Origin of the sequence: Streptomyces sp. MMBL 11-1 (assembly GCF_028622875.1) — a bacterium.
GTDB lineage: Bacteria > Actinomycetota > Actinomycetes > Streptomycetales > Streptomycetaceae > Streptomyces.
Genome location: NZ_CP117709.1, coordinates 6,401,365 through 6,422,081 on the forward strand (window position 1 = coordinate 6,401,365; position 20,717 = coordinate 6,422,081).

Genomic DNA, 20,717 nt, shown 5'->3' on the forward strand with positions numbered 1-20,717 from the left:
CACCAGCCTTGATCGTTACTGTCAGCCGTGCCGCGAGGCACGGAAGAAGGAGGAACCATGGAGCGGGCCGACGCGGAACTGTACGTGGAGGTACAGCAGTTCTACGCGGAACAGATGCCGCTGCTCGAAGAGCGCCGGCTGGAGGAGTTCCTGGAGACGTTCACCGAGGACTGCGTGCTGGAGCACATACCGTTCGGCTGGCGCTTCGACGGCCGGGAGGACCTCCTCAAGGAGATGTCCGCCCGGCGCGGGGACGCGTCGGCGCCCCGCGTCGAGGAGACGTCGGCGCGGCAGGCCCGCGACGAGAACATCCCCTACTACAACGGGCTGGTCTACCGGTACTGGTTCGACCGGCTGCGCGTCGTCCCGGACGGCGACGACACCCTGCGCACCCGCTACCAGGCGATGGTCAGCATGACCGACTCCGACGGCAGGGTCAGCTTCGAACCCACGACCGTCGTCGAGGACGAACTCGTGCGCCGCGACGGCCGCCTGCTGACGCGTTCGCGCACCGTCACCCACGACTCCGCCCGCTGGGCGGACAAGATCCACAACCCCTCCTGACCGGTCGCCACCCCCGAGCGCACCGGTCCACCCTCCCGGGTGGGCTCCGGCCCACCCGGGAGGACTGCGAGAAGAACGGACTGAGGACGAACGACATGACCGAAGAGCACCCCGGACCAAGCGCCCCCGTGAAGGCGGGGCGGCGTGAGTGGCTCGGACTCACCGCGCTCGCGCTGCCGTGCATGCTCATCTCGATGGACAGCACGGTGCTGTACCTGGCGGTGCCGCAGCTCACCGAGGACCTGCGCCCCAGCAGCACGCAGCTGCTGTGGATCCTCGACATCTACGGCTTCCTCGTCGCCGGCTTCCTCATCACCATGGGCACGCTCGGCGACCGCATCGGCCGCCGCAGACTGCTCATGACGGGAGCGACCGCCTTCGGCCTGGCCTCACTCGTCGCGGCCTGGGCGAGCAGCGCGGAACTGCTCATCGCGGCCCGCGCCCTGCTCGGCGTCGCCGGGGCCACGCTGATGCCCTCGACCCTGGCCCTGATCCGCAACATGTTCCACGATCCCGCGCAGCGTGCCTCGGCCATCGCCGTGTGGATGACCTCGTTCGTCGTCGGCATGGCCATCGGCCCGCTGGTCGGCGGAGTGCTGCTGGAGCACTTCTGGTGGGGATCGGTCTTCCTCATCGCCGTGCCCGTCATGGTCCTGCTGCTGGTCGTCGGCCCCTTCCTGCTGCCCGAGTACCGGGCGGCGGACACCGGCCGGATCGACCCCCTCAGCGTGGTGCTGTCCGTCGCCGCCCTGCTGCTGGCGATCTACGGCATCAAGGAGCTGGCCGCGCACGGACCGGGCGGCACGGCGCTCGTCACGACGGCCGGGGGCATCGCCCTCGGCACGGCGTTCGTGCTGCGCCAGCGGCGGCTGACCGATCCGCTGCTGGACATCAGCCTGTTCGCCAACCGCCGGTTCAGCGCCTCGCTCGGCACCCTCACCCTGACGCTCTTCGCGATGTCGGGCATGTTCCTGTTCCTCGCCCAGTACCTGCAACTGGTCCTGGGGCTCTCCCCGTTGAGCGCGGGCCTGTGGACGCTTCCCGAGGCGTTCGCGATGATCGCGGCCGGCTTCCTCACCCCGGTGCTGGCCCGCCGCTTCCGCCCCGCGTACGTCATGGCGAGCGGGCTGGTGATCGCGGCGTGCGGCTGCGCGATGTACCTGTTCCTCGACGGGACCGGCGGCCTCGCGATCCTCGTCACCGCCACCGTCGTCTTCGCCCTGGGCATGGGACCGATGACCATCCTGGGGACGGACATGATCCTCAGCGCCGTGCCGCCGGAGCGCGCGGGTGGGGCCTCCGCCATGTCCGAGACCAACCAGGAGTTCGGCATGGCCATCGGCGTCGCCGGCCTCGGCAGCGTCGGCACCGCCCTCTACAGTTCCCGGCTGGCCGAGACCATGCCCGCGGGGGTTCCCGCCGAGACAGCCGAGGCGGCCGGCGAGACGCTGGCGGCCGCCCTCTCCGCCGCCGCGGCGCTGCCGGGCGAGACCGGCGAACAGCTCTCCGCCGCCGCCCGTGCCGCCTTCAGCCACGGACTGCACGTGAACGCCGTGCTGAGTAGCTCCCTCGTCCTGTGCGCCGCCGTCCTCGTCGCCGTGCTGCTGCGGCACGTGCGGCCCCCCGCCGGGGACGAGGAGACGGGCACCGGTGTTCCGCTGGACGCCGGCAAGGAGGCGGCCGACCGGGCCTGAACCGTCGGGGCAGGCCCTCGTTCCCACCCACCACCACGGAGGTTCACCATGCCTGGACAGCGACCGGCCGACGTCTTCCCGCTCCCCGGCTCCTCGTACCGCGGACCCGCGCCGCGCTACCGGGAGCTGCGCGAAGGGGAACCGGTCGTCAAGGTCCGCACCGAGGGCGGAGCGGACGCCTGGCTCATCACCCGGTACGAGGACGTGCGCGCCGCCCAGGCCGACCCCCGGCTGAGCCGGGCGGCGGCCTGCGGCCCCGGCTCCGTGCGGGTGGGCGGCACCATGCACACCACCCCGGAGATGATCATTTCGCTGGACGGCGAGGAGCACGCCCGGCTGCGGCGCCTGGTCGCCGGCGCCTTCACCACCCGCAAGGTGGAGCTGATGCGCCCGCGTGTCCAGGAGGTCTCCGACCAGCTGCTGGACGCCATGGCGGCCAAGGGCGGCACCGGCGACCTGGTGGAGGACTTCGCCGTACCGCTGCCGCTCATCGTGATCGGCGAGCTGCTCGGCGTGCCCCCACAGGACCTGCGGACCTTCGAGAAGTGGGCCCGTGCCTTCGCCACCGTCGACGAACGGGCCGGCGGGGAGGCGTCGCTGGAGGGCCTGGCCCGGCTGAACGAGTACATCGTGGGCCTGATCGCGCAGAAGCGGGCCAGCCCCACCGACGACATGCTGTCGGACCTCGTCGCCGCGCGCGACAACGACGACCGGCTCAGCGAACAGGAGCTGGTGACCTTCGGGTTCACCCTGATCGGCGCGGGCTTCGACACCACCGCCAACCAGCTCGCCAACTCCGTGCTCGCCCTGCTCGTCCACCACCGCGAGATGTGGGACCGGCTGGTCCGGGAGCCGCAGTCCATCCCCGCCACCGTCGAGGAGCTGCTGCGGCACGTCAACCTCTTCGCCACCGACACCACCGGCTTCCCCCGTATCGCCGTCGAGGACATGGAGGTGGCCGGGGTCCGTATCGCCGCGGGCGACCCGGTGCTGCTGTCGCTCGCCTCCGCCAACCGCGACGAGTCGGTCTTCCCCGACGCCGACGCCTTCGACCCGGACCGGCCGCGCAACCCCCACCTCTCCTTCGGCCACGGGATCCACTACTGCCTCGGCAAGCAACTCGGCAGGATGGAGATGGCCGTGGCGCTGGAGGGTCTCACGCGGCGCTTCCCCGATCTGCGGCTCGCCGTCCCCGAGGCCGAACTCCCCTGGCACCGCGGGGAGATCAACCACACGCTCAACAGTCTGCCGGTGACCTGGACGGCGTGACCCCGGCCGCCGGGCGGGCGGCCGTCCCTGAGCACGATGCCCCTCCGCGGACCTCCGGGGCCCGCGGAGGGGCATCGTGCTCACGGCGGGTCGCCCCGGCGGCGGGCCCGGCAGGGGACCCGGCGGCCGGCGGACCGGCCATGGCGAGCGGGCCCCGCCGCGTTCCGGCGGGGCCCGCCCGGGCGGACGCCCGTCAGCTCCGCGCGCGGTGCAGCGCGGTGAGCTTCTCCAGCATGGGGACCACGTCGTTGGGCGCGGGCAGCGCCAGCCAGTCGGCGTGCAGCTTCCGCGCCCCGGCCGTGAACCCCGGCTCCGCCAGCAGCCGGGCCAGCCGCTCCCGGATGCCGTCCGTGCCGTCCTTCTCGTGGTGCACGGCGAGTCCCGCCCCGGCGTCCAGGAGGGAGCGCGCGAACTCGGGGGACTCGATGCCCGCGCCCATCTCGATCAGCTGCGGCACCTCGTGCGCCACCGCCGTCGCGAAGCTGCCGAACCCGCCGTGGTGGATGAGCGCCGCGCAGGTCGGCAGCAACTGCCCCAGCGGGATGTAGTCGACGACGCGGACGTTGTCCGGCACGTCCAGGTCCGCCAGCTGACCCGGCGTGAGCGTCGCGACCACCTCGATGTCCATCCCGGCCACCGCGTCCATCATCGCCCTCAGCATCGCGCCGTTGGCGTAGTCGAACATTTGGGCCGTCGTCCCCAGCGTCAACGCCACCCGGGGCCGCTCCGGCACCGGGTACAGCCACCCGGGCTGCACCGCGCCCCGGGTGTACGGCACCCAGCGCATCTGCACCCGCCGCGCCGGCACCGGCAGATGCAGCTCCGGCGGTGTGGGGTCCACGGTCCACTGGCCCAGCAGCAGCTCGTCGTCCGGCGAGAAGCCGTACCGCTCCGCGACCGGCCGGACCACCTCCCGGAGCGGGTTGGCCGACGGTGTGCCGGCCCGGGCGAACCTCTCCAGCGCCCACCCGGTGACATCGGCGCCCCACAGCAGCCGCGCATGGGCCGCCCCGCAGGCGCGGGCCGCGACCGCCGCCGCCGGCCAGGTGTCCCAGAGCACCAGGTCGGGCCGCCACGCGCGGGCGTGCGCAACCAGGTCGTCGATCAGCGGGGCGGGCGCCCCGCGCTCCGCCGGGACCTGGTGGAACATCTCCACGGCCGTCACCAGGAACACGCTGAACATCTCCCACTCGTGGGCGTCCTGCGGGTCCAGGTCCAGTTCCCGTGCCAGCCGGTCCCGCTCCTGTGGGGGCAGCGTCACGTACTCGCCGGAGAACTCGGGCGTGCTCTCCTCGTCCCCGAGCGGCACCGCGGTCAGCCCCGCCGCGGTGATGTCCTTCCACAGCTTCGGCGGGGAGGCGACATGGACCTCGTGCCCGGCACCCTGGAGGGCCCACGCCAGGGGGATGGCGGGGAACAGGTGGGACGCCGTGGGCCACACGGTGATCAGGACGCGCATGAAGTCTCCTCACGGACCTCGGGACGGCCGGCCACGACGGCTGCGGCCGTGCGGCCGAATGTGCACGATCCCGGTGGAAGGGGTCTGGAGGCACGGTGCAGCCGGTCCCGGCGCCCCGGACACCGTTGCGGCTCCAGCCGGAATCGAGCGGAACTCCAGGCGGATGCGGGATCATTGGGCACTCATGCGCACGTTGAAGGAGAGCACGTCCCATGCCCGAGTCCCAGGCCGCCGTTCCCCGCTTCACCTGGGCCCAGGTGTCAGCCCGCCGGCTCGCGCGCAGCGGCCTCTCCCGCCCGCTCGACGGCGCCGACCCCCAGGACGTGGTGTCCGCCCTGTGCGGGGCGCACGCCCAGGTGCTGTCGGCCGGTGAACAGTCCGTCGCCATGCGGATTCCCGGAGCCACCCGGGCCACGGTCCGTGACGCGCTGTGGACGGAGCGGACCGTGGTGAAGTCCCGGGGCGCCCGCGGCACCGTGCATCTGCTCGCCGCCCGCGACCTGCCGATGTGGACCGGCGCGCTGTCCTCGATGCCCAACACCCGCAACATGCACCGCGGCGACGGGATGCTGACGAGCGAGCAGACCGAGCAGGTCATCGAGGGGCTCCGCGTCGTGCTCACCGACGCGGAGATGACCGCCGACGAGCTGACCGACGCCCTCGCCGACCACGTCGGCTCCTGGGCCGGCGACCGGGTCATGGAGGCGTTCCAGGGGATGTGGCCCCGCTGGTTCGAGGCCATGGACCTGGCGACGAACCGGGGTGTGATGTGCTTCGGCCCGCAGCGCGGCCGGAAGGTGACGTACACCAGCCCCGCCCGGTGGCTGCCCGGCTTCACCCCCGCGCCCGCCGAGGTCGCCGTGCCCTGGCTGGTGACCAGCTATCTGCGTGCCTACGGTCCGGCCACTCCGCAGCACCTCGCCCGCTGGCTCGCCATGCCGCGCCGCTGGGCCGCGGACACGTTCGCCGCCCTCGGCGACGCCCTCCAGGAGGTCGAACTGGAGGGCACCCGTTGCTGGGTCGTGGCGGGCGACACCGACATGCCGGAGAGCGAACCGCCCGAGGGCGTACGGCTGCTGCCCTACTTCGACGCCTACGGTGTCGCCAGCCACCCGCGTGAGCTGCTGTTCCCCGGCCGCGCCTTCGAACGGGCGCTGGCGGGCGGCCAGGCGGGCAACTACCCGGTGCTGCTGATCGACGGACTCGCCGCGGGCGTCTGGCACCAACGCCGCTCGGGCCGCCGGATCCACATCACCGTGGAACCGCTGTCGCCCCTCACCGACCGGCAGCGGCGGCTGCTGGAGGACGAGGTGGAGCGCGTCGGCGTGATCATGGAGGGCAAGCCGGAACTCACCGTCGGCACCGTGTCCGTGGGGCCGCACGCCTGAGCCGCCCCCATGGACCCGCCCGGCCCCGCGGCCGCCCGGCTCGGGGCGGGGCGGCCGAGGCGCCTGCGCTCAGGCCTGGCCGCCGGCGGCCAGCCAGGTGTCCCGCAGCGAGCGGTCGAGGCCGATGCGGGGACGCCAGTCCAGCAGGCGTTCCGCCTCCCTGACGTCGGTGCGCACCCAGTCCCCGCCGAGACCCACCCCGGCCCCCGGGCCCGGGGCCCGCTCCGCCACCGCGCCGGGCGGCAGCCCCGCCGCGCGCCGGAACGCGGTGACCAGCTCGGCCACGGGCGTGGCGACCCCGCTGCCGATCGTGACCGCGTGCCCGCGCACCTGCCTGCGCGGTGACGCGGCCGCCACGACGGCGTCGGCCACATCCCGTACGTCCACGAAGTCGCGGGCGGCGTCCGCGACGACGATCCGCGCGGGCGCGCCGGTGTCCGCGTACCGCCGGAACGCGGACAGCAGGTGTCCCACGAAGCTGGCGGGGGACGGGCGGGGGCCGCACACGCTGGCCACCCGCAGGACCACCGCGTCCACCTGGCCGGTGGCGGCCGCGGCATCGAGCACGGCCCGGGAGCCGTCGAGCTTGCTGCGCCCGTACGCTTCCGTCGGACGCGGTTCGACCCCGCCGCCCAGCAGCGTCCCGCGCGGCACGGGACCGAACTCGTGGACCGTGCCGATGTGGACGAGACGCACCGGCCGGGGGAGCAGCGCGACGGCGTCCAGCAGCCGGTGCACGGCCGTCACGTTCGTCCACCGCAGCGCCTCCTCCGAGCGGTCCCAGCCGTCGCTGGCGTTGGCCCCGTCGGTGGCGTTGACCACCGTACGCACTCCTTCGTCGCGCAGCAGCCGGGCCAGTTCCCGCACCGGCACCGAGGTCAGGTCCACCGTGCGGAACGCGTCCGGCGCCAGTCGCGGCGCCGGATGCCGGGCGAGGGACAGGACCCGCCGGGCGCCCCGCGCGAACGCCGCGTGGACATGGCCGCCGACCCACCCGGTGCCGCCCAGCACGGCCACCGTGTCCCCGGGGCCCGGCCGGCCCACCGCGCTCACCGCCGGGCCCCGGCAGCGGCGAGGAGGCCGTCCTGCTCGCGGCAGACCGCGTAGTCGGGCAGCAGACCGCGCTCCCGGGCCTCGGCGAGCGTCGGGGCCACCCGGTCGCGCTCGGAGAGCACCAGGGCCTCCCGGTCGTCCAGCGGGAGCGCCAGGTCCCGGTCGAGAGGGGAGACGGCCCGTTCGCGGGAGGGTTCGTAGCTCCGCGACAGGGTGTAGTGCATCGTGGCGTGGTCCCGCAGGGCCACGAAGAGATGGCCCACGCCCACGGGGAGGTACAGCGCGCGGCACTCCTCCGCGTCCAGCACCACGGTGTCCCAGGAGCCGAAGGTGGGCGACCCCACGCGCAGATCCACCACCACGTCCAGGACCTGCCCGCGCGAGCAGAAGACGTACTTGGCGCAGCCCGCCGGGGTGGCCGTGTAGTGCACGCCCCGGACGACTCCGCGGCGCGAGACGCTGTAGCTGATCTGTTCGACGGGGAACAGCGGGTGGCCGCGGGCCTCCGCGAAGGCGGGCTGCTGGAACGGGGAGAGGAACCGCCCCCGTTCGTCGGGGAAGACCTCGGGCGTGAACTCCAGGGCGCCGCCGACGGCGAGTTCGCGTACGCGCATACCCGCCCCCTCAGCGATCCGCTGTCCGGACACCGACGAAGAGCCCCACGCCCCGCCCGCCGGGCGGCGGCAGGTACTCCACGGTGCAGCCGGCCCGGGTGAAGGCGGTCTCGTACTCGTCCCGGCGGAACAGCGTGAGGTCGTGGACGTCCGTGAAGTGCCGCACTCCCGTGTCGGCGTCCGCGACGAGGTAGTGGGCCTCGATCCGGCAGCCCCGGCCCTCCCGGACCAGGGTCGCGTGCGACATCCTGGCGATGCCCGTCCCGTCCACGGTGGCGAGGTCGCTCATGACCTGACGCGGGGTGAACAGTTCCGGGAAGCACCACGGCTCCACCACCAGGACGCCGCCCGGTTCGAGGTGCCGTGCGAAGCAGGCCACGGCCGACTCCAGCGCCTCCCCCGTCGGCAGATAGCCGATCGAGGAGAACATGCAGGTGACGGCGGAGAAGCGGCGATCCAGCAGGAACTCCGTCATGTCGGCCTCGTGGAAGGGCGTCCCGGGGAGCGCCGTCCGGGCCTCGGCCAGCATGGAGGGCGCCAGGTCCAGCCCCTCCACATGGGCGAACTCCGCTGCCAGGTACCGCAGATGGGAGCCGGTCCCACAGGCGGCGTCCAGCAGCGACCGCGCCTGGGGGAACCGCTCGCGGACGATGCCGGTGATCTTCGCCGCGTCGGCGGCGTAGTCCTTGCCCCGGCCCCGGTAGACCGCCTCGTACAGCGCGCCCCGGCTGTAGATCGCGGACAGCGGGCTTTCCGGGGCCAGTCCGGTGCTGTTCATGGGCCTCCTCGTCAGTGCCGGGCCCGTTGCGGGTCCGGGCGGGTCCGGGGGCGCCCGCGGGTGTCCGGGCGCCCCCGGACGACGGTGCTCCAGCCGCCCGGAGCGCGGCTGGAGCACCACTCAGGCGAACGCGACAGTTCCCCCGCCCTCCGGCGAGACGAACGCGAGGACGCGTTCGGCCTCCTCCCGCACCGCCGTGCGCCGCGCCGCCGACAGCTCCCGGAACGGTTCGACCCGCAGCCCCTCCTCGGTGAGGGACCAGCTGCCGTGCGCGAATCCGTCGACCAGGAACAGCGGGACGCCCATCGACGAACGGGGCGCGATGCGTTTGCGATCCTCGTCGGCGATGACGCGGCGGCGGTCGCGGTGGCCGAGAGCCGCGTTGTCGTAGGCCGGGAGGAACCGCACCGGAGCGGGTTCGGCCGGGTCCGCCGGGGCCAGGTCCGGCAGGTCGAACAGCTCGGTGCCGTGTTCGTCGCGGTAGGTGCGCAGCTCGGGCCGCAGCGGCTCGATCACCTCCCGCAGCCGGGTCAGACCGGACCACGCCTGTACGTCCATGACGCCGGCCGGGCCGAACGCCGCGAGATACCGCAGGACCATCGTCCGGGGGTCGGCCGGCGCCATGGGGACGCCGGTGAACTCCTCGGCGAGGGCCACCGGGGTCTCCCTGCGGTGTCCCCAGGCGCCCCACACGCTGTTGGGCGGCGGATGCACCAGCGGCTCCAGCAGTTCCAGCGCCTGGGCGAGCCGGGTGGCGCCGCGGCCGGGGAAGTCCGGTGCCAGGAGCTGCCCCAGCCCGCGCCGGGTCAGCGTGTCGCCGCCCAGCGCCTTCCGCCCGGCCTCCGCGAGGAGGCCGAGGTCGACGCCCTCGACCTCCCGCGCGTAGTACGGGTGAGTGAGCGCGACGCCCACCACCGGTTGCACGGTGGGCCGCAGCCAGGCGAAGTCGGACGCCGCCAGGATGTGCTGGGTGCGGCGCAGGACGGTCGAGCGCACCACCTCCCGTCCGGTGAGCAGTTCGGTGAGCGCGCCGTGCCGGAAGTCCGCGATCCTGGTCCACAGCCCCACGTAGGGCCAGTTGGGTTCCTGGCCCTGGACCGCCACCAGCCGGCGCACCACGTCCAGGGCCGGCAGGTCGGTGCGGTGGAGCAGGAACTGCCGTTGCAGGAGCGTGCGGTTGAGCGTCCGCCGGTCGAGGACGCTCACGCGGAGGTCTGCACGGCGACGTTGCCGCGGTGCTCCCCGGCGAGCAGCGCGAGGAGCGCGGGCGCCGCCTGCGCGATGCCGCCCCCGACGACGGTCTGCGGGAAGGTGAACCGGCCCTCGGCCAGCCAGCCGGCGAACGCCTCGGTCCACGCCTGGACCTGCTCGCCGGTGTGATAGGTGGCGAAGGGCTTGAGGTCGAGGTGCTTGGTGATGGCGGTCAGCAGGTCCAGCCGCGGTGCCCCGCCGCTGCCGCCGATCTGCCCGGCCAGCGCACCGCACAGCGCGAACCGGGCGTGCGGGGCCGCCGCGTGGACCGCGGCCTCGAACTGCTCCCCGCCCACGTTGTCGAAGAACACGGTGACGCCGTCCGGCGCCAGGTCCCGCAGCCGGTCCAGGACCGGTCCGTCGTGGTAGTCGAACGCCGCGTCGAAGCCCAGCTCCTCCACCAGGTACCGGACCTTCTCCGGGCTCCCCGCGCTGCCGATCACCCGGGCGGCGCCCCGGCAGCGGGCGATCTGCCCGGCCAGCGAGCCGACCCCGCCCGCCGCCCCGGAGACGAACACCACGTCGTCGGGTCCGGCCTGGGCGAGCGTCGCCATGCCGTAGTAGGCCGTCGTCCCCTGGCTGAGGTAGTACGACGGACTCGGGAAGAGGTCCCGGTCGAGGCGGTGGAAGGACGCGGCCGGACCGACGTGGTACTCGGCCCACCCCTGCATCGTCTGGACGAGGTCGCCCACCGCCAGCTCCGGGCTCCGCGAGTGCACGACGGTGCCGATCTCGCCGCCCCCGATCCGGCCGCCGACGGTGTAGGGCGGCACCGGCAGCGGGCAGTCGGGGCGCATCAGATCCTGGTACGCGGCGGCCACACCGACGTAGTCGGTACGCACCACCACGTCACCGGGGCCGGGCCGCTCCACCTTCACCTCGGCCAGTTCGAAGTGCGCGGGGGTCGCGGCCTCGTCGGGGCCCAGGTGGCGGGTCAGCCGGACCTCCCGTGCCGTGTCCGGGACGGCTGTCTCCGTGGGCGTGCTCATCGCTCTCCTCGTGGTCGTGACGGGGTCGTCCGTCCATGGTGCGCGACCTGCCTCGACCAGCCGTCGAACCCGGGTGGAGGCGCCCCGCCGGGCCGACTTCGAGCGGGCTTCGAGGAGCGGCACGTACGGTGCGCGTCCCCGGCACGGGAGATTCGGCCCGGGCCACGACGCAGGGGAGGAACCGCGTGGAGCAGCAGCGGGAGACCGGGGACGCCGCCGTGGGCACGAGGCCCGCGCACGGGGGCCCCGTCGGCACGTGGCAGGAGCGATTCCGCCTGCCCGACGGCGAGTTCGTCAGTACGGTCCATCTGACGCCGGGCGGGCGGGCCTTCATCCTGCGCGGCCCCGCCCCCGGCGGCAACGGCGCCGGCACCTGGGAGCCGCACGGCGAGAGCGGCTTCGCCTACCGCATCGCCGAGCGCCTCGTCGACGAGGACGGCGCCTACGCGGGGTGGGTGGACATCGACCACCGCGCGGAACTTGACGGCGACACCTTCACCAGCAGCGGCACGTCCACCGTCTACGACGCCGAGGACAACCTCACCGTCCGGGTGCGGGTCGAGGCGAGCGGCTCCCGGGTGTGAGGCCGGCCCCGCGCCGGCCCCCCGGCGCCCGTCCCACCGTACTTCGTCCCACCAACCGAGCTTGAGGAGAGAGCTGTGCGCATCCTGTTCTTCACCGGCGGCGGCCGTGCGACCGTGCACGCCCTCGTGCCGCTGGCCTCGGCCTGCCGCACCGAGGGGCACAGTGTCGTCGTCGCCGTACCGGACGAGGACATCCAGGCCATCACGGAGCTGGGGCTCCCCGCCATCGCCGTATCCGCCAAGGGCGTCTTCCAGGCCATGTTCTGGGACCGCGAGGGCCGCAAGCTCGACCGGCCGCGCGGCGAGGTGGCCGAACTGGAGTTCGCCAGCCGCGGGTTCGCGCGGATGGCGGCCGACAGCTTCGGCGCCCTGGTGGAGCTGACCGACCACTGGAAGCCCGATCTCGTCGTCGGCGGCACCCGCAACTACGGCGCGGCGCTCATCGCCCACCACCTGGGCGTCCCGTACGCCGTCCAGGCCTGGGACGGCCTCGAACGCGAGCCCAGCGACCGGGAGTTCGCCAGCGACGAGCTGCGGCCCGAACTGGACGCGCTCGGGCTGGACCGGGTCCCCGTCGAGGACCTGTACATCCACATCACCCCGCCCAGCGTCCGTCCGGCCGACGCCGAGCCCGCCGAGCACATGCGGTGGAGCCCCGGCGGCACCCAGACACCGCTGGAGCCGTGGATGTTCCGGAGGGACGGCCGCCCGCGGGTGCTCGTCACCTCCGGTTCGCGCGCCGCGATGATCGACACGCTGGGGGTGGCCTTCTTCCGGCCGCTGCTGGACAGCCCCACCCTGCGCGGGACGGACCTGCTCGTCGCCACCAAGGACGAGGTGGCGGAGCAGCTGCGCGCGGAATGGCCCGACGTCCGGGCCGGCTTCCTGCCCCTGGACGCCGTGATGCCCGCCTGCGACCTGCTGATCCACCACGGCGGCGGGCAGACCTGCATGACAGCGGTCAACGCGGGGGTGCCGCAGTTGGTCTTCGCCGACATGCTGGCGTCGGCCATCCCGATGAAACGCATCGACGCCTACGGGGCCTCCATCACGCTCAATCTGAACGAGCCGCCGGAGCGCATCGAGAAGGCGCTGGGGGAGCTGCTGAACACTCCCTCCTACCGGGAGCGCGCCGCGGACCTGGCACGTGAGAACGCGGCACAGAAACGCCCCTCCGAGATCGTCGCGATCCTGGAGGGGCTGGTGGAGAAGGCCCGCTGACGGCCGGATACCGCGGGACCGGACGCCGGGCGCCTCAAGGGCGGCCGGCGTCGCGGTCCCGCGTCCCGGTCAGCGGAAGTCGTCGGCGTGGTCCCGCGCCCACTGGGCGAAGTCCAGCGGCGCGCGGCCGGTGGCCTGCTCGACGCCGGGCCACGGCTTCAGCAGCTCCGACCAGTCCTCCTCGGAGTAGCCGTCCTCGCCGCTCGCCTCGGCCCCGTCGTAGTCGGCGAACCCGAGGAAGAGATCGGCGTGCTCGGCGGCGAAACCGCCCTGGGCCTTCATCAGTTCGCGGGCCCGGTCACGGGTGACCTCCTCGAACCGCACCTCCTCGCCGAGGGCCGCGCCGATCGCCGCCACCTGCTCCCGCACGGTCTGCGCCGCGGGCCCGGTCAGCGTGTAGGACTGGCCGACGTGCCGGTCCTCCAGCAGCCCGGCCACGATCACCGCGGCCACGTCGTCCTCGTGCACCGGTACGCCCAGCTCGTCCGGGAAGGGGTAGCGCACGACGCGCTCGGCCCGCACCGACGGCGCCCACAGATGCAGCTTGTTGGTCATGAACTCGCCCGGCCGCACATGGATCCACTCCATGCCGGACTCCTCGACGACCTGCTCGACCGGGTTCACGCTGTGCCCGGTCGTCACCGCCGCCGCGGACAGTACCGTCGCCCGGCCCACGCCAGCGGCCCGTGCCAGGGCGACCGTCTCGGCCGCCGTGTCCTCGACCGGGAACAGGTGCATCCGGTCCACGCCGTCGAAGACGCCCCGCAGGGAGGACGGCTTCTCCAGGTCGCCCTGGACCACCTCCACCCCGTCCGGCAGGCCGGCCCGGGAGGGGTCGCGCGTCAGTGCCCGCACCTGGATGCCGTCGCCCGCTTCGAGCAGCCGCTGAACCACCCGCCTGCCGACCCCGCCGGTGGCACCGGTCACCAGAATCCTCATAGCGTCTTCCTCTTTCCGCATTGCTCTTGCTGTCTTCATATTCTGTTCTTCCGCTGTCGCGGTAAGGCCGCTGTCGCGGTAAGGCCGCTGTCGCGGTAAGGCCGCTGTCGCGGCAAGGCCGCGCCGTGCCCCCGGGGGACACGGCGCGGACAGTCGTGCGGGGCCGGGGCCTCACGTCGTGGAGATGTCGAGCCCTCCGTCCACGGTGATGATCTGCCCTGTCACCAAGGCGTGTTCCTCCGAGGCCAGGGTGGTGATCCAGGCCGCGATCTCCTCCGGTTCGGCGACCCGGCCGAGCGGCACGGTGCCGGCGACACCGGCGAACAGGCCCTCCGCCTCCGCCGGGCTCAGCCCGTTCGCCTCGTACGCCTCGGTGCGCACGAAGCCGGGCGCCACCGCGTTGACCCGGATCCCCCGCTCGCTCAGCTCCGCCGCCCAGCTCCGGGTGAAGCTGTGCACGGCCGCCTTGGACGCCGAGTACAGCGAGCTGCCCGGCCCGGGGTTGTGGCCGCCGCGGCTGGAGACCAGCACGATGCTGCCGCCCGGCGAGCGGAGCAGGGGCAGCAGCCGCGCGGTGAGCAGCAGCGGGCCGACGACGTTCGTCTCCAGCACCTCCGAGGCGGTGCGCGTGTCCAGCGCCCCCAGGGGGGTGAAGCGGAAGATCCCGGCGTTGTGGACGAGCACGTCCAGCGTCCCGCCCCGGGCCCGCACCGCGGCGGCGGCCGCCTCGGCGCCCTCCTCCGTCGTGACGTCGGCGGGCACCGGGACGATGGCCGGATGACCGGCCGCGGTCGCGTCGAGGCGGTCCTTGCGGCGGCCGGTGACCAGGACGGCGGCCGCGCCCCGCTGGGCGAAGCCGAGCGCTGCGGCGCGTCCGATGCCGGTGCCGCCGCCGGTGACGAGGACCGTACGGCCCGTGAAGGGGAGCGTCATACGACACGCACCTCGGGAACGTAGAGGATCCACCGGCCGCCCTCGCGCGCGAAGTCCTCCTCCTTGCGCATGATCTCCTCCGCGTGGTTCCAGGCGAACAGCAGCGCGTAGTCGGGCTTGGCCTTGGCGAAGACCTCGGGCGGGACGACGGGCAGATGCATGCCCGGCGACAGCCGGTCCTGCTTGGCGGGCGTCGAATCGCTGACGAAGGACACCGACTCGGTGCCGATTCCGCAGTAGTTGGTGACCGTGGCGCTCTTCGCCGTGGCTCCGTACGCGGCGACCGTGTGGCCCTCCGCACGCAGCCGCCGCAGCAGCGCGACCAGCTCGTCGCGGTGGCGTGCCACCCGCCCGGCGAACGCGTCGAGCGTCCGCGGGTCCGCGAGGCCGCGCGCCTCCTCCTCGGCGAGCAGCTCGGCCACGGCCGGTGAGGGCTGCCGGGATCCGGTCCGCGCGAGCGTGTAGCGCACCTCGCCGCCGTGCACCGGGAGCCGCTCCACGTCGACCAGTTCGAGCCCCGCCCGGCGGGCCATCGCCCGGACCGAACGGGCGGTGAAGAAGAAGAAGTGCTCGTCGTAGATCTGGTCGAACGAGGTCCGTTCCACGATGTCGCCTAGGTACGGGTCCTCGAACACGAACACCCCGTCCGCGGCGAGCAGCGCGTCCACGCCCCGCAGCACGGAGTCCATGTACGGGATGTGGCAGAGGGTGTTGGCCGCGTAGATCACATCGGCGGCGCCCTCCTGGCGCCGGAGCTCGGAGGCGGTGCTCTCCTCGAAGAAGGCCTCCCGCACCCGCACGCCGCTCTCCGCCGCCAGCCGGCCGACGCCGCCCGAGGGCTCGAAGCCCAGGTGCCGCACCCCGGCCTCGTGCACGGTCCTCAGCATGATCCCGTCGTTGCACCCGAGCTCGACGACGAACGGGTCCTCGGTACCGGCGAGTTCGGTGTCCAGGAACCGGCGGGCGGTCGCGGCGAAGTGCTCCCGCATCACGGACGAGCCGGACGAGTGGTACGGGTACTCCGCGTGGAACATGCGCTCGCGGGGCACCTCCTCCATCAGCTGCACCATGGTGCAGTCGGTGCAACGGCCCACCGCGAGGCGGTAGAAGAACTCGTGGCCGATGTCCTTCGGGGTGAGGAACGCGTCGGACAAGGGCTGTGCGCCGAGGTCGAGGAACTCCACGACATCGGCGCCGCAGACGCGGCAACGGCCGGGCCTGGGATCGCTCATGGACACCGGTTGGCTCATGGACGCTCTCCTTCGCGCTGTCGGACATCTTGGCGCGGGCAGCGTGCTCCCACGATGTCAGGTGCGACTCGACTCCCGCTTGAGCCCGCGGGCCGTGTTCCCCCCTGCCTCGCGCGCCCGTGCGAGGCAGGAGCCCGGTCCGCGTACGGACGCCCGGGCGACGCGAGGCCGCGTCGAGCGGTGGGGCCTAGCTTCCGCGCATGCTGAAGAGCGATCACGACGACTCCGGCGCGCGCGGCGGCCCCCTGCACGGCCTCACCGTCCTGGAACTCGGCGGAATAGGACCCGCGCCGTTCGCCTGTATGAACCTCGCCGACCTCGGGGCCGAGGTGCTCCGCGTGGACCGCCCCGGCGTGCCCCGCCCGTTCGCCGACTGGCATCGCGTCCTGCACCGGGGCCGGCGCTCCGTCGCCCTCGACCTCAAACACCCCGCGGCGGCCCCGGTGGCGCTGCGCCTCGTCGAGCACTGCGACGTCCTGGTCGAGGGCTACCGGCCCGGCGTCGCGGAACGGCTCGGCCTCGGCCCCGACGAGTGCCGCGCCCGCAACCCGCGGCTGGTGTACGCCCGGATGACCGGCTGGGGCGCCGGCGGACCGCTGGCCACCACGGCCGGCCACGACATCAACTACCTGGCCCTCAGCGGCGCCCTGGACCTCCTGGGGCCGCCCGGCGGCCCGCCGACGCCCCCGGCGAACCTGCTGGGCGACTTCGCCGGCGGCGGCCTCGGCCTGGTCTGCGGCATCCTCGCCGCCCTCCACGAGCGCGGCAGCTCCGGCACCGGACAGGTCGTCGAGGCGGCCATCGTCGACGGCACGGCCTCCCTGCTCGGGATGGCCCTCGCCATGCGGGAGAGCGGTGCCTGGCCCGGCGGCCGGGGCGAGAACCTGCTCGACGGCGGGGCGCCCTTCTACACGGTCTACCCGTGCTCCGACGGCGGGCACATCGCGGTGGGCGCCCTGGAGGACCCGTTCTACGCGGCGCTGCTGCACGGTCTCGGCCTGCGGCCGGCGGAGCTCCCCGACCGCTGGGACCGCGCGCACTGGCCGCGGCTGCGCGAGGTCATCGGCGCGTGCTTCGCCCGCCGCCCCCGGGACCGGTGGGCGGAGGACTTCGCCGGCACCGACGCCTGCGTCACCCCGGTGCTCTCCCTCTCCGAGGCCCCGCACCACCCCCAGCACCGGGCCCGGGGCACGTACGTGGCGGACGGGACGGGCACGGCCCCCGCCCCCACCCCGCGCTTCGCCCGCACCCCGGGCCGGCTGCCGCACCCGGCCCCGGCCCCCGGCGCCGACACCAGGGAGGTGCTGGCCCGCGCGGGCCTGGACGAGGCAGAGATCGCCGCACTCCTGGACGCGGGAGCCGCCGGGCTCGACCGCCCCGAGGACCGGCCCGGCGGTGCCCAGCGGTCCTCAAGCAGTCCGCGACCGGAGCGCCGCACGCTGCGCCGAGCAGCCGGGCCCGCCGGGAACCCGTGACGCCCTTGGAGGGTGACGCTCTCATGACCATGCACGTGTGGGACTACCTGCCCGAGTACGAACACGAGCGCAAGGACATCATCGACGCGGTGGAGACGGTCTTCGGCTCGGGCCGCCTCGTTCTCGGGCCCTCCGTCCAGGGCTTCGAGGCGGAGTTCGCCGCCTACCACGGACTCGCGCACTGCGTCGGCGTCGACAACGGCACCAACGCGGTGAAACTCGCGCTCCAGGCCGCCGGGGTCGGTCCCGGCGACGAGGTGATCACCGTGTCCAACACGGCGGCCCCCACGGTCGTCGCCATCGACGGCACCGGCGCGACCCCCGTCTTCGTGGACGTCCGCGAGAGCGACTACCTCATGGACACCGCGCAGGTCGAGGCCGCCGTCACACCGCGGACCAAGGCGCTGCTGCCGGTGCACCTGTACGGACAGTGCGTGGACATGGCCCCGCTGCGGGAGATCGCCGACGCGCACGGCCTGGTCGTCGTCGAGGACTGCGCCCAGGCCCACGGCGCCCGCCACCACGGGCGGCCCGCCGGGACCTTCGGGACCGCCGCGGCCTTCTCCTTCTACCCGACCAAGGTGCTGGGGGCCTACGGCGACGGCGGCGCGGTGCTCACCGCCGACGCGGCCGTGGACAAGGCGCTGCGCCGGTTGCGGTACTACGGCATGGAGGAGACGTACTACGTCGTCGACAGGCCCGCCCACAACAGCCGGCTCGACGAGGTGCAGGCGGAGATCCTGCGCCGCAAGCTGCGCCGGCTCGACGACTACGTGGACCGCCGCCGCGCCGTCGCCGCCCGCTACGCGCGAGGCCTCGGCGACCTGGCCCGCGAGGGAGGACTGGTGCTGCCGGCCACCGCGCCCGGCAACGAGCACGTCCACTACGTGTACGTCGTCCGGCACCCCCGCCGCGACGAGATCATCGCCGCCCTCAAGAAGCGGCGGATCGTGCTCAACATCAGCTACCCGTGGCCCGTCCACACCATGAGCGGCTTCCGGCACCTGGGCTACGCACCGGGGTCGCTGCCCGTCACCGAGCGGCTCGCCACGCAGATCTTCTCCCTGCCGATGTACCCCTCGCTGGCGCCCGAGGCCCAGGACCGGGTCATCGGCGCTCTGCGCGAGGTGCTGGCCGGGTTCGAGGAGGGAAGCCGGTGAAGGGCCTCGTAGCGGCGGGCGGCCTGGGCAGCCGCCTGCGCCCGCTCACCCACACCCTGCCCAAGCAGCTCCTCCCGGTGGCGGGCGTGCCGGTCGTCGTGCACGCCCTCAACCGGCTGCGGGACATCGGCATCACCGAGATCGCCCTCGTCGTGGGGGAGTTCGGAGCACAGACGGAACGGGCGCTCGGCGACGGGTCCGGTCTCGGCCTGCGTCTCACCTACCTGCCCCAGGACCGGCCCCGCGGCATCGCGCACTGCGTGTCGCTGGCCCGGGACTTCCTCGGCGGCGACGACTTCGTCCTCTTCCTCGGCGACAACGTGTTCCCCGGCGGCCTCGCCGACTACGCGACGGCGTTCCGCGCCAAGCGCCCGGCGGCCCAGATCGTGGTGCACAAGGTGTCCGATCCGCGCGCCTTCGGCGTCGCCGAACTCGACCCCGACGGCCGGGTGACCCGGATCGTGGAGAAGCCGGCCGAGCCGCGCAGCGACCTCGCCGTCATCGGCGCGTACTTCTGCACGCCCGCGCTGCACGAGGCGGTGGCCGCGATCAGCCCGAGCGCCCGCGGCGAACTGGAGATCACCGATGCCCTCCAGTGGCTCGTCTCCCGCGGTGACGAGGTGCACGCCCAGGTGCACACGGGCTACTGGAAGGACACCGGGACCATCGAGGACCTCCTCGACTGCAACCGCGAGCTGCTCGACCACCTGGAGCCCGGGGTGGACGGCGAGGTCGACGCGGCGAGCGAGCTGACCGGACCGGTCCGCGTCGCGCCGGGCGCCCGCGTCGTCCGCTCGCGTATCCAGGGGCCCGTGACCATCGGCGCGGGCACGACGGTCCTGGACAGCCGCATCGGTCCGCACACCGCCATCGGCCGGCAGTGCTCCGTCACCGCGTCCGGCGTCGGGGCCTCCATCCTGCTCGACGGCGCCCACGTCCACGGCGTTCCCGACGTCCGCGCCTCCGTCATCGGGCAGCACGCCCGGGTGGACCGGCGCAGCGGACCGCCCGGCCAACGGCTGGTGCTCGGGGACCATGCCAGGGCGGAGATCGCGGGATGAGGCTCCTCGTCACCGGCGCGGCGGGCTTCATCGGCTCCCACTACGTCCGCACCCTGCTCGACGGGGACCGTCCCGGCTTCACGGACACCCACGTCACGGTCCTGGACGCCCTCACCTACGCGGGCGACCGCACCAACCTGCCCGAACGGCATCCGCGGCTGACGTTCGTGCACGGCGACATCTGCGACCTGCCGTTGCTGCTGGACCTGCTGCCCGGCCATGACGCCGTGGTGCACTTCGCCGCCGAGTCGCACGTCGACCGCTCCCTGGTGGACGCCTCGGCGTTCATCCGCGCCAACGTCACCGGCACCGAGGCCCTGCTGCACGCCTGCCTCCGCACCGGGGTGCAGCGCGTCGTGCACGTCTCCACCGACGAGGTGTACGGCTCCATCGAGCACGGCTCCTGGACCGAGGAGTGGCCGCTCGTGCCCAACTCCCCGTACGCCGCGTCGAAGGCGGCGAGCGACCTGGTCGCCCTCTCCTACGTACGCAGCCACGGACTCGACCTGTCCGTCACCCGCTGCTCCAACAACTACGGGCCCTACCAGCACGTCGAGAAGCTCATCCCGGCCTTCACCACACGGCTGCTGGAACGGCAGCCCGTACCGCTCTACGGCGACGGCTCGCACACCCGCGAGTGGGTGCACGTCAGCGACCACTGCGACGGGGTGCACCTGGTGCTCACCCGGGGCCGCCCCGGCGAGGTCTACAACATCGGCGGAGGGGACGAACGCACCAACCGGGACGTCGCCGGGGCGCTGCTGGACCTGTGCGGCGCGCCGCCGACCCTCCTCGGGTACGTCGCGGACCGCAAGGGCCACGACCAGCGCTACTCCCTCGACGACACGAAGATCCGGGAACAGCTCGGCTACGCCCCGCGCATCGCGTTCGCGGACGGGCTGGCGCAGACCGTCGCCTGGTACCGCGAGCACCCCGAGCGGTGGCGGCACACCCCGCGCACGCGCCCGGTCGGCGCCGCGGTGTCCACCGCCGAGCAGGGCCGGACATTCGACAACACGGGGACGAGGTAGCGGG

The 20,717-nt window shown here is 73.7% G+C and carries 19 protein-coding genes; 10 read left to right on the forward strand and 9 right to left on the reverse strand.

What is annotated here, in order from left to right; translation table 11 throughout:
* Window positions 1-57: 57 nt before the first annotated feature.
* The 3 genes from PSQ21_RS28440 (at window position 58) to PSQ21_RS28450 (ending at window position 3,527) form a co-directional block, all read left to right on the forward strand.
* Entirely contained in the window at window positions 58-564 is a 507-nt protein-coding gene (locus PSQ21_RS28440) for a nuclear transport factor 2 family protein (protein WP_274034128.1), read from the forward strand.
* A 95-nt stretch (window positions 565-659) separates the two neighbouring features.
* Window positions 660-2,258: an MFS transporter gene (locus tag PSQ21_RS28445; RefSeq protein WP_274034129.1), complete on the forward strand. Its 1,599-nt coding sequence runs from the start codon at window positions 660-662 to the stop codon at window positions 2,256-2,258.
* A gap of 48 nt (window positions 2,259-2,306) precedes the next feature.
* Window positions 2,307-3,527, forward strand: coding sequence for a cytochrome P450 (locus tag PSQ21_RS28450; protein ID WP_274034130.1), 1,221 nt, complete (start codon window positions 2,307-2,309; stop codon window positions 3,525-3,527).
* 193 nt (window positions 3,528-3,720) lie between these two features.
* On the opposite strand, the gene PSQ21_RS28455 is transcribed toward PSQ21_RS28450, so the two are convergent.
* The gene (locus PSQ21_RS28455) at window positions 3,721-4,986 is read right to left on the reverse strand and encodes a nucleotide disphospho-sugar-binding domain-containing protein (protein WP_274034131.1); all 1,266 of its coding nucleotides are present in this window, start codon (window positions 4,984-4,986) and stop codon (window positions 3,721-3,723) included.
* A 212-nt stretch (window positions 4,987-5,198) separates the two neighbouring features.
* Between PSQ21_RS28455 and PSQ21_RS28460 the strand changes: the two genes are divergently transcribed.
* Entirely contained in the window at window positions 5,199-6,374 is a 1,176-nt protein-coding gene (locus PSQ21_RS28460) for a winged helix DNA-binding domain-containing protein (RefSeq protein ID WP_274034133.1), read from the forward strand.
* Window positions 6,375-6,443: 69 nt separating this feature from the next.
* Here the strand turns inward: PSQ21_RS28460 and PSQ21_RS28465 are convergent, their stop codons facing one another.
* The 5 genes from PSQ21_RS28465 to PSQ21_RS28485 form a co-directional block, all read right to left on the reverse strand.
* Entirely contained in the window at window positions 6,444-7,427 is a 984-nt protein-coding gene (locus PSQ21_RS28465; protein ID WP_274034134.1) for an NAD-dependent epimerase/dehydratase family protein, read from the reverse strand.
* Window positions 7,424-8,041: a dTDP-4-dehydrorhamnose 3,5-epimerase family protein gene (locus tag PSQ21_RS28470; protein ID WP_274034135.1), complete on the reverse strand. Its 618-nt coding sequence runs from the start codon at window positions 8,039-8,041 to the stop codon at window positions 7,424-7,426. Before PSQ21_RS28470 ends, PSQ21_RS28465 begins: the two co-directional genes overlap by 4 nt.
* 10 nt (window positions 8,042-8,051) lie before the next feature.
* Window positions 8,052-8,819: a class I SAM-dependent methyltransferase gene (locus PSQ21_RS28475; RefSeq protein WP_274034136.1), complete on the reverse strand. Its 768-nt coding sequence runs from the start codon at window positions 8,817-8,819 to the stop codon at window positions 8,052-8,054.
* Window positions 8,820-8,939: 120 nt separating this feature from the next.
* Window positions 8,940-10,025 (reverse strand): winged helix DNA-binding domain-containing protein, encoded by a 1,086-nt coding sequence (locus tag PSQ21_RS28480; RefSeq protein ID WP_274034137.1) that lies wholly within the window; start codon window positions 10,023-10,025, stop codon window positions 8,940-8,942.
* The gene (locus PSQ21_RS28485; protein ID WP_274034138.1) at window positions 10,022-11,059 is read right to left on the reverse strand and encodes an MDR family NADP-dependent oxidoreductase; all 1,038 of its coding nucleotides are present in this window, start codon (window positions 11,057-11,059) and stop codon (window positions 10,022-10,024) included. Before PSQ21_RS28485 ends, PSQ21_RS28480 begins: the two co-directional genes overlap by 4 nt.
* A gap of 185 nt (window positions 11,060-11,244) precedes the next feature.
* Here PSQ21_RS28485 and PSQ21_RS28490 point away from each other — a divergent pair, with 185 nt between their 5' ends.
* On the forward strand, window positions 11,245-11,643 hold the full coding sequence (locus tag PSQ21_RS28490; RefSeq protein ID WP_274034139.1) for a hypothetical protein: 399 nt from the start codon (window positions 11,245-11,247) through the stop codon (window positions 11,641-11,643).
* Window positions 11,644-11,718: 75 nt separating this feature from the next.
* Window positions 11,719-12,864 carry a glycosyltransferase gene (locus tag PSQ21_RS28495; protein WP_274034140.1) on the forward strand — a complete coding sequence of 382 codons (1,146 nt, stop codon included), beginning with the start codon at window positions 11,719-11,721 and terminating at the stop codon, window positions 12,862-12,864.
* Window positions 12,865-12,933: 69 nt separating this feature from the next.
* Here the strand turns inward: PSQ21_RS28495 and PSQ21_RS28500 are convergent, their stop codons facing one another.
* From PSQ21_RS28500 to PSQ21_RS28510, 3 genes are all read right to left on the reverse strand, one after another.
* A complete protein-coding gene (locus PSQ21_RS28500; protein WP_274034141.1) occupies window positions 12,934-13,803 on the reverse strand; it encodes an SDR family oxidoreductase in 870 nt (289 codons plus the stop codon).
* Between the two features lie 171 nt (window positions 13,804-13,974).
* Window positions 13,975-14,736, reverse strand: coding sequence for an SDR family NAD(P)-dependent oxidoreductase (locus PSQ21_RS28505; protein ID WP_274034142.1), 762 nt, complete (start codon window positions 14,734-14,736; stop codon window positions 13,975-13,977).
* The gene (locus PSQ21_RS28510; RefSeq protein ID WP_274034143.1) at window positions 14,733-15,986 is read right to left on the reverse strand and encodes a class I SAM-dependent methyltransferase; all 1,254 of its coding nucleotides are present in this window, start codon (window positions 15,984-15,986) and stop codon (window positions 14,733-14,735) included. Before PSQ21_RS28510 ends, PSQ21_RS28505 begins: the two co-directional genes overlap by 4 nt.
* Window positions 15,987-16,186: 200 nt before the next feature.
* Here PSQ21_RS28510 and PSQ21_RS28515 point away from each other — a divergent pair, with 200 nt between their 5' ends.
* The 4 genes from PSQ21_RS28515 to rfbB are packed head-to-tail and all read left to right on the forward strand — an operon-like array spanning window position 16,187 to window position 20,713.
* Window positions 16,187-17,461 carry a CaiB/BaiF CoA transferase family protein gene (locus tag PSQ21_RS28515; protein ID WP_274034144.1) on the forward strand — a complete coding sequence of 425 codons (1,275 nt, stop codon included), beginning with the start codon at window positions 16,187-16,189 and terminating at the stop codon, window positions 17,459-17,461.
* A 23-nt stretch (window positions 17,462-17,484) separates the two neighbouring features.
* On the forward strand, window positions 17,485-18,621 hold the full coding sequence (locus PSQ21_RS28520) for a DegT/DnrJ/EryC1/StrS family aminotransferase (protein ID WP_274034145.1): 1,137 nt from the start codon (window positions 17,485-17,487) through the stop codon (window positions 18,619-18,621).
* Entirely contained in the window at window positions 18,618-19,682 is a 1,065-nt protein-coding gene (locus PSQ21_RS28525; protein ID WP_274034146.1) for a glucose-1-phosphate thymidylyltransferase, read from the forward strand. Before PSQ21_RS28520 ends, PSQ21_RS28525 begins: the two co-directional genes overlap by 4 nt.
* On the forward strand, window positions 19,679-20,713 hold the full coding sequence (gene rfbB, locus PSQ21_RS28530) for a dTDP-glucose 4,6-dehydratase (protein WP_274034147.1): 1,035 nt from the start codon (window positions 19,679-19,681) through the stop codon (window positions 20,711-20,713). Before PSQ21_RS28525 ends, rfbB begins: the two co-directional genes overlap by 4 nt.
* Window positions 20,714-20,717 lie beyond the last annotated feature (4 nt).

Excerpts from the sequence above, each read along its gene's own strand:
- rfbB (WP_274034147.1), top strand. The coding sequence starts at position 19,679 with ATGAGGCTCCTCGTCACCGGCGCGGCGGGCTTCATCGGCTCCCACTAC.
- PSQ21_RS28505 (WP_274034142.1), bottom strand. The coding sequence starts at position 14,736 with ATGACGCTCCCCTTCACGGGCCGTACGGTCCTCGTCACCGGCGGCGGC.
- PSQ21_RS28440 (WP_274034128.1), top strand. The coding sequence starts at position 58 with ATGGAGCGGGCCGACGCGGAACTGTACGTGGAGGTACAGCAGTTCTAC.
- PSQ21_RS28445 (WP_274034129.1), top strand. The coding sequence starts at position 660 with ATGACCGAAGAGCACCCCGGACCAAGCGCCCCCGTGAAGGCGGGGCGG.
- PSQ21_RS28520 (WP_274034145.1), top strand. The coding sequence starts at position 17,485 with ATGACCATGCACGTGTGGGACTACCTGCCCGAGTACGAACACGAGCGC.
- PSQ21_RS28470 (WP_274034135.1), bottom strand. The coding sequence starts at position 8,041 with ATGCGCGTACGCGAACTCGCCGTCGGCGGCGCCCTGGAGTTCACGCCC.
- PSQ21_RS28510 (WP_274034143.1), bottom strand. The coding sequence starts at position 15,986 with ATGAGCCAACCGGTGTCCATGAGCGATCCCAGGCCCGGCCGTTGCCGC.
- PSQ21_RS28515 (WP_274034144.1), top strand. The coding sequence starts at position 16,187 with ATGCTGAAGAGCGATCACGACGACTCCGGCGCGCGCGGCGGCCCCCTG.
- PSQ21_RS28460 (WP_274034133.1), top strand. The coding sequence starts at position 5,199 with ATGCCCGAGTCCCAGGCCGCCGTTCCCCGCTTCACCTGGGCCCAGGTG.
- PSQ21_RS28455 (WP_274034131.1), bottom strand. The coding sequence starts at position 4,986 with ATGCGCGTCCTGATCACCGTGTGGCCCACGGCGTCCCACCTGTTCCCC.
- PSQ21_RS28485 (WP_274034138.1), bottom strand. The coding sequence starts at position 11,059 with ATGAGCACGCCCACGGAGACAGCCGTCCCGGACACGGCACGGGAGGTC.
- PSQ21_RS28500 (WP_274034141.1), bottom strand. The coding sequence starts at position 13,803 with ATGAGGATTCTGGTGACCGGTGCCACCGGCGGGGTCGGCAGGCGGGTG.
- PSQ21_RS28475 (WP_274034136.1), bottom strand. The coding sequence starts at position 8,819 with ATGAACAGCACCGGACTGGCCCCGGAAAGCCCGCTGTCCGCGATCTAC.
- PSQ21_RS28450 (WP_274034130.1), top strand. The coding sequence starts at position 2,307 with ATGCCTGGACAGCGACCGGCCGACGTCTTCCCGCTCCCCGGCTCCTCG.